This window comes from Rhodoplanes roseus (genome assembly GCF_003258865.1).
Lineage (GTDB): Bacteria > Pseudomonadota > Alphaproteobacteria > Rhizobiales > Xanthobacteraceae > Rhodoplanes > Rhodoplanes roseus.
Map to the genome: position 1 here is coordinate 1 of NZ_NPEX01000277.1, position 7571 is coordinate 7571.

Here is a 7571-nt window from a genome sequence, read left to right on the forward strand (position 1 = left end):
CGCGGCGCGGCGGCTGCCGCGCTCCGGTCGATCGACAGCGAATGCAAGAGCCTCGTCCGGTCGTCCATCACTCGCTCCGAGAACCGCGCCGCGGTCCGGATGACGTCACGCGTCGTGATCGTGCGGCAGTCTCGATCGTGTGGCAGTCTCGATCGTGTGGCACTCTCGCGGCGCCGTCTCGGACCTACGATCCGGGACGCAGTCCGGACCAGCCCGATCGGGCGGTGGCCCTGAGATACGGCTGCAACCGCGGTAGCGCAACATCGTGACGCCCGCGTGGTCGACTTTTCGGCGGCATCCTGAAACGGCGCGACCGTCCGCGCCGTGCCGCGGCGGACGGGTCCGGGCCGAACGTGCGGCGAGGCCCGACGTTGACCCCGGTCGGTGCAGCGTCACGGGGGGCAGGAGGATCGATGGCCTACGAGCTGTATTACTGGCCCACCATTCAGGGGCGGGGCGAGTTCGTCCGCCTCGCCTTGGAGGAGGCCGGCGTTCCCTATGTGGACGTGGCCCGCGGCGAGGAGCCGGAGGGCGGCGTGCCGGCCCTGATGGCGCTGCTCGAGGGCGACAGCGTGCCGCACCCGCCCTTCGCCCCGCCGGTCCTGAAAGCCGGTCGGCTTCTGATCGGCCAGACGGCGGCGATCCTGGTCTTCGTCGGCGATCGTCACGGCTTGGCGCCGAAGACCGAATCGGGCCGGCTGTGGGTCCACCAGATCCAGCTCACCATCGCGGATCTGGTCACCGAAGTGCACGACACCCATCACCCGATCGCCTCCAGCCTCTATTACGAGGACCAGAAGGACGAGGCGGCGCGCCGCGCCGAAGACTTCCGGACGGCGCGGGCCGGAAAATACCTCGGCTGGTTCGAGACCATCCTGGATCGCGGCACCGGCCCGTGGCTCGCCGGCCGCAGCCTCACGTATGCGGATCTCTCGCTGTTCCAGGTCGTCGACGGTCTGCGCTGGGCCTTCCCGACGACGATGAAGCGCCTGGAGCGCAGGCTGCCCCGCCTCGTCGCCCTGCACGACCGCGTCGCCGACCGCCCCGCAATCGCGGCCTATCTGGCCTCGGAGCGCCGCATCCCGTTCAACCAGATGGGCATTTTTCGTCGTTATCCGGAGCTCGACCCGTAGGGCGTAATTCGCTGCGCGCCGGCGCCCTACGGGGCGCGATTCCGGGCCACCGCGCCCGGCATCGGCTCCAAGGCCGGCTCGAGGCTCGGCACCAGGCGGCGCTTCTCGCGGCGGGCCGGGACGGCGCGGTAGACCTGCTTGGTCGCCTCGACGATGTGGACGCCGGCGAACGGCGCCGACAGCGTCGCGCCGGTGCGCTCCCAGGCGACCGCCGAGCGCATGAACCAGCGGCGCGAGATCGGCGGCATGTACAGCGCCTCGCCCCAGGAGGTCGGCGTGAACGAGGATTCACGCAGCAGATGGACGATCTGCGAGCGCGAGTAAGGCCGCCCGTAGCCGAACGGCGTCGTGTCCATGCGGGCCCATAGGCCGCGCCGGTTGGGAATCACCACGAGCACGCGGCCGCTCGGCGCCAGCACGCGCCACACCTCGCGCAGCAGCGACAGCCCGTCCTCGGCCATCTCCAGCGCATGGACGAGCAGCACCCGGTCGACGGCGCCCTCGGTGAGCGGCAGGTCGTATTCCTCGACCAGCGCCGCGAGTGTCGGCCGTTCGGTCGGCCAGCGCACCACGCCCTGCTGGGCCGGCATGAAGGCGAGGCAGCGCTCGGCGTGCTCGCGAAACAGCCCGAGATAGGGGGTCGGATAACCGATGCCGAGCACCCGCTGGCCGCGGGTGTCGGCCCAGCGGGCGCGGATGCCGCGGCCGATGAACCGCCGCGCCACCGTCCCGAGCTGTTGGGAGTAGAAACTGCGCAGATCGACGACGTCGAGCGACATGGACCTATCGCATCAGCCGCCACGGCCGGTCGGACCGGTCGCGCCGTCGGGGCGACCACGCGCGCCCCGCATCTCGCGGACGCCGGCCCGCGGAGCCGGCGGGAAGCCGGCCGCCGTGGCGACGACGACGGCGATCAAACGTCAGGGCGAGGCCGAACGCAAATCGAGATCGACGACAATGCGATCGATCTGGGCGCGGCCCGCCCGCCGTCGAGAGGCGGGGGCGGCGAGCGCCCCCGCGATTCGTCATGATCCGCCGAAGCTCACCGCTCCAGACACATGGCGATGCCCATGCCGCCGCCGATGCACAGCGTGGCGAGGCCCTTCTTGGCGTCGCGCTTCGCCATCTCGTGCAGCAGCGTCACCAGGATGCGGGTGCCCGAGGCGCCGATCGGATGGCCGAGCGCGATCGCGCCGCCGTTGACGTTGACCTTGCTGGTGTCCCAGCCGAGGTCCTTGTTGACGGCGAGGGCCTGGGCGGCGAAGGCCTCGTTGGCCTCGATGAGGTCGAGATCCTCGTGCGTCCAGCCGGCCTTCTCGAGCGCCTTGCGGGACGCCGGGATCGGGCCCGTGCCCATGATGGCCGGGTCGACGCCGGCATGCGCCCAGGAGGCGATGCGGGCCAGGATCGGCAGGCCGGCCTTCTCGGCGTCGCTGCGGCGCATCAGCACCACCATGGCGGCGCCATCGTTGATGCCGGAGGCGTTGGCCGCCGTCACCGAGCCTTCCTTGTCGAAGGCCGGCCGCACCTTGGTCATCTGCTCGATGGTGGCGCCGTGGCGCGGGAACTCGTCGGTGTCGACCACCGTGTCGCCCTTCTTGGACTTGATCGTCACCGGGACGATCTCGTCCTTGAACTTGCCGGCCTTCTGGGCGGCCTCGGCCTTGTTCTGCGAGGCGACCGCGAACTCGTCCTGTTCCAGCTTGGTGATCTGCCACTTCTTGGCGACGTTCTCGGCCGTGACGCCCATGTGGTAGCCGTGGAAGGCGTCGAACAGGCCGTCCTTGAGCATCGAGTCGGCGAGGTCGAGGCTGCCCATCTTGGTGCCGCTGCGCAGGTAGGCGAGGTGCGGGGAGAGCGTCATCGACTCCTGGCCGCCCGCGACGACCACGCGGTTGCCGCCGTCGAGGAGCTGCTGGGCGCCGAGCGCCACGGTGCGCAGGCCGGAGCCGCACAGCTGGTTGATGCCCCAGGCCGGCGATTCGACCGGAATGCCGGCGCCGATCGACGCCTGGCGAGCCGGGTTCTGGCCCTGACCTGCGACCAGGATCTGGCCGATGATCACCTCGTCGACGTCCTTCGCCTCGACGCCGGCCCGCTCCAGCGCGGCCTTGATGGCGATCTTGCCCAGCTCGTGCGCCGGGAGGGTGCTGAACGCACCGTTGAAGTTGCCGACCGCCGTGCGCGCCGCGCCGACGATGACGATGTCGTCTGCCATGTTCGAAAGCTCCCTGGTTTCCGTTTGGGCGGCCGTCGGGCGAAATCCGCCGGACGTGCCGCGTGGTGTCGCGGGCCCCGTTCTCTCGTGACCTCGATTATCGGTTGTCTTCGACGGTTTTGGGACTGCTCCGAAAACCGGCCGACGACGAGCTTGGCACAGCGGCTCTCACCTCGACAATCTCGACGACGATCGGTCCCGGCCGCCGGCTCGCCCCTGCCGGTCCGGCCTGCGGGCGCGCGTGGCGCGCGCAGGCGAGACGGGCTTGCGTCGATTTTGCGGGTGCTCACACAAAACGGTAGCCGACGCCGAAGATTTCGCCTATTTTTTGAACCCCAAGCTCATTTTGGGGCACGCGCAGACCACGTCCGCACCGAGATCCTCACAGGACATCCCAGTTGCAGAGCGAACGCGCCATGGCCAAGTCTGAAGCCCCGGTTATCATCAAAAAATACGCCAATCGGCGTCTCTACAACACCGGTACGAGCACGTACGTCACCCTCGAGGACCTCGCCGGGATGCTGAAGTCCGGTGAGGATTTCGTCGTCTACGACGCCAAGACCGGCGAGGACATCACGCGTTCGGTGTTGACTCAGATCATCTTCGAGCAGGAGGGCAAGCAGGGTCAGAATCTGCTGCCGATCACGTTCCTGCGCCAGCTGATTCGGTTCTACGGCGACAGCATGCAGATGCTGGTGCCGCGCTATCTGGAAAGCTCGCTCGACCTGTTCTCGCGCGAGCAGTCGAAGTTCCGCGAGATGACCCAGGCCTGGGGCGTCGGCGGTTTCGGCACCATGGAGGATCAGGTGCGGCGGAACATGGAGATGTTCCAGCGCGCCTTCACGATGTTCACGCCGTTCGGCCGTCGCGAGGACGGCACCGAGGGCGACAAGCCCGCCGAGAAGACCGAGACGCAGACCGGCGCCGGCGAGATCGACACGCTGCGCCGTCAGCTCGAGGACATGCAGAAGCGGCTCGAGCGGCTGAGCGAGGCCGACAAGGACAAGGCCTGAGCGGCTCCGCCGCCCGCCTCCACGCCATCGGCGCCGTACCTCCGGTTCGGTGATGCCGGCGTTTCGCCGCTCGCGTCCTGTGTGGGCGGGGCGGGGATCGGCGGCCGTCAATACTGTCGGCCCGGGGCTCGAAGACGGTTCTCTATTACGGGATTGCCCGCCGCGTGGGCGCCGCGCATCCGGTCGCGCCACTCCGTCCGAGTGACGGGAGGCGGCCGCGATGAATTCGCAGCGTTTTCGTCGCTGGCACGGTCCGTGCTTGAAAGTATCCGCGGTCCCCCGAACGCGGAGCTTTAATTGAGCGCGGACTCGAAGCTCTACTTGGAAGATGTTTCTGTCACGTTCCAGACGGCCGACGGCCCCTTCCACGCCCTCGCCCCGGTCACGCTGAACATCCCGCGCGGACGCTTCGTCAGCCTCATCGGTCCCTCGGGCTGCGGCAAGAGCACCATCTTCAACGTCGTCGCCGGTCTCCAGTCGCCGACCCGGGGGCGGGTCCTGATCGACGGGATCGACGCCACCGGCTCCATCGGCCAGGTCGGCTACATGCTGCAGAAGGATCTTCTGCTGCCCTGGCGCACCGTGCTGGACAACGTCATCCTCGGCATGGAGGTGCGCGGCGTGCCCGTCGCGGAAGCGCGCGACCATGCGCGGCCCTACCTTCAGCGCTACGGCCTCGGCGGCTTCGAGAACCGGCACCCCGGCGCGCTGTCGGGCGGCATGCGCCAGCGTGCCGCACTCCTGCGCACGTTGCTGTTCGACAGCGACGTCATCCTGCTCGACGAGCCGTTCGGCGCCCTCGATGCGCAGACCAAGGCGCAGATGCAGGAGTGGCTGCTGAAGATCTGGACCGACTTCGGCAAGACCGTCGTTTTCGTCACCCACGATGTCGAGGAGGCCGTCTACCTCTCCGACGACATTCACGTGATGGCGACCCGCCCGGGCCGCGTCATCGCGCACATCCCGGTGGATCTGCCGCGACCCCGGCCGCGCTCGGTCGTCACCACGCCCGGCTTCGTCGCGCTCAAGCAGCGCTGCCTCGCTCTGCTCGGCCACCCCGCCGACGAGGAGTCCGAAGCGGCGTAACTCCGATCTGGTTCGATCTCGGCCCCCGACGGGAGACCACGATGACGCTGACGCCCCCGGCCGCTCTCGCCCGCAAGGGATTCTTCAAGGCACCCCTCGCGCTGTTCCGCCGCGGTGCTTCGGCTCCGCGGCCGCGGGTGGTCCGCCGCCTGCCGGTCGAGCGCGACTGGCCCGTCGCCGCGATCGTCGCCGTCCAGGTCGGAATCCTCGTCGTCGCGATCGGCACCTGGGAGATCGCGGCCGACACCGGCTGGATCGACGCCTTCTTCTGGTCGCGGCCCTCGGCCATCGGCGAGACGCTCCTCACCTTCTTCGAGAGCGGCCGCGCCGTCTCGGACACGCTGTTCACGTTCCGCTCGACCATCTTGGGCTTCGCCCTCGGCACCACGCTGGGCGCCGCTTTCGGCCTGTCCTTCTGGTGGTCGCGCAACTACGCCCGCATCGTCCAGCCCTACATCATCTGCTTCGAGTCGCTGCCCAAGCTGGCGCTGGCGCCGCTGATCATCCTGGTGTTCGGGATCGGCCTCGCCTCCAAGGTGGCGCTCGCCTCCGCTCTCACCTTCGTGGTGTCGACGCTGACCGCCTATGCCGGCGTCAAGGCCGTCGATCAGGACGGCGAGCGGCTGTTCTACTCGCTCGGCGCGACGCGCTGGCAGGTGTTCACCAAGCTGGTGGTGCCGTCCTGCGTGCCGTGGATCATCTCGATCCTGCGGGTCAATATCGGCCTCGCCCTCACGGGCGCCGTGGTCGGCGAGTTCATCGCCTCAGAGCAGGGCCTCGGCCGCGCCATCCTGTATGCCGGCCAGACCTACGAGATCGCCCTGGTCTGGGTCGCCGTGATGGTCCTCTCGGTCCTCTCGATCACCATGTACGTCGCCGTCTCCTGGCTCGAATCACGGCTGCGCCGCGGCGTCGGCCAATAGCTTCGCCAGCCCCGCCGCGCCGCGGCGGCGCGATCGCGCCGTCGCCCTCCTTCGACTCGTTCCCCCGCGTCACGACCCAGACGGAGTCCCAATGACCCTGCCCAAAATGTTCGCGCGCCTCGCGGCGACGGCGCTGGCCGGCCTGCTGCTCGGCCACCCGGCCTCCGCCGGCACGCCGCTCGTCGTCGCCGAGCCGGTCCACTCGCTCGGCTACCTGCCGCTCTACGTCGCGATCCACAAGGGCTTCTTCGCGGCCGAGGATCTCGAGGTCAGGGTGATGACCATCGACAGCGGCTCCGGCCACACCAACGCGGTGCTGTCCGGCCAGGCCTTCGCGTTCATCGGCGGCCCCGAGCACAACGCCTTCGCCAAGGCGAAAGGCGGCGAGCTGCGCGCCGTCGTCAACGTCGTCGACCGCGGCAACGTCTATCTGGTCGCCGCGAAGGACATCGTCGTGAAGGACGGCGACTACGCCGCGGCCCTCAAGGGCAAGGCGATCGCCACCGGCTTCTTCGGCGGTACCCCCAACTCGATCACCCGCTATCTGGCCGACAAGTGGAAGCTCAAGATCGGCACCGACGTGACGCTGGTCGAGACCGCCAACGCGGCCGTGCTCGCCACCGTGAAGACCGGTAAGGCGGCGTTCGGCGTCACCACCGAGCCGTTCCTCACCCAGGGCGTCGCCCAGGGCATCTGGGGCGAGCCGATCTACAACATCCCGAAGGAGCTCGGTCCCTACGCCTATTCCACCCTCAACGTGCGGGCCAGCTCGATCGAGAAGGAGCCTAAGCAGGTCGAGGGCTTCGTCCGCGCCGTCGCAAAGGGGCTGCGCTTCACCTACGAGCACCCCGACGAGGCCGTCGAGGTCGCCCGCAAGGAGTTCCCGACCATGCCGGCCGGCGACCTCAAGGCCACCCTCGACCGCTCGTTCAAGGACGAGATCTGGAGCCACGACGGGACCATCTCGGCGGCCTCGTGGTCGACCGGAAAGTCGGTCGTGATGGATGCCGGCATCCTCAAGCAGGACGTGCCCTACGAGGCCATCATCGACATGCGCTTCGTTCCGGGCCGCGCCGCAGCGAAGTGATCTTTTAGGAGAGCTGATCAGCTCGGAGACGAGGTTGGCTGATGCCGGCGTTCGCGGCCGCCCCCCACCCCCGACCCCTCCCCGCCATTCGCAAGTGCGAATGGAGGGAGG

At 68.9% G+C, this 7571-nt stretch carries 7 protein-coding genes; 5 read left to right on the forward strand and 2 right to left on the reverse strand.

Annotated elements, in window-relative coordinates:
* Positions 1 to 413 precede the first annotated feature (413 nt).
* Positions 414 to 1133 (forward strand): glutathione S-transferase, encoded by a 720-nt coding sequence (locus CH341_RS25620; protein ID WP_111421804.1) that lies wholly within the window; start codon positions 414 to 416, stop codon positions 1131 to 1133.
* Positions 1134 to 1159: 26 nt separating this feature from the next.
* Here CH341_RS25620 and CH341_RS25625 read toward each other — a convergent pair whose 3' ends face one another.
* Complete coding sequence (locus CH341_RS25625) at positions 1160 to 1912, reverse strand: methyltransferase domain-containing protein (RefSeq protein WP_111421805.1); 753 nt, start codon at positions 1910 to 1912, stop codon at positions 1160 to 1162.
* 263 nt (positions 1913 to 2175) lie between these two features.
* A complete protein-coding gene (locus CH341_RS25630; RefSeq protein ID WP_111421806.1) occupies positions 2176 to 3351 on the reverse strand; it encodes an acetyl-CoA C-acetyltransferase in 1176 nt (391 codons plus the stop codon).
* Between the two features lie 416 nt (positions 3352 to 3767).
* Here CH341_RS25630 and phaR point away from each other — a divergent pair, with 416 nt between their 5' ends.
* From phaR to CH341_RS25650, 4 genes are all read left to right on the forward strand, one after another.
* A complete protein-coding gene (phaR, locus tag CH341_RS25635) occupies positions 3768 to 4364 on the forward strand; it encodes a polyhydroxyalkanoate synthesis repressor PhaR (RefSeq protein ID WP_111421807.1) in 597 nt (198 codons plus the stop codon).
* Between the two features lie 297 nt (positions 4365 to 4661).
* Entirely contained in the window at positions 4662 to 5450 is a 789-nt protein-coding gene (locus tag CH341_RS25640) for an ABC transporter ATP-binding protein (RefSeq protein WP_210208613.1), read from the forward strand.
* 41 nt (positions 5451 to 5491) lie between these two features.
* The gene (locus tag CH341_RS25645; RefSeq protein WP_111421808.1) at positions 5492 to 6373 is read left to right on the forward strand and encodes an ABC transporter permease; all 882 of its coding nucleotides are present in this window, start codon (positions 5492 to 5494) and stop codon (positions 6371 to 6373) included.
* A 91-nt stretch (positions 6374 to 6464) separates the two neighbouring features.
* On the forward strand, positions 6465 to 7460 hold the full coding sequence (locus CH341_RS25650) for an ABC transporter substrate-binding protein (protein ID WP_111421809.1): 996 nt from the start codon (positions 6465 to 6467) through the stop codon (positions 7458 to 7460).
* Positions 7461 to 7571 lie beyond the last annotated feature (111 nt).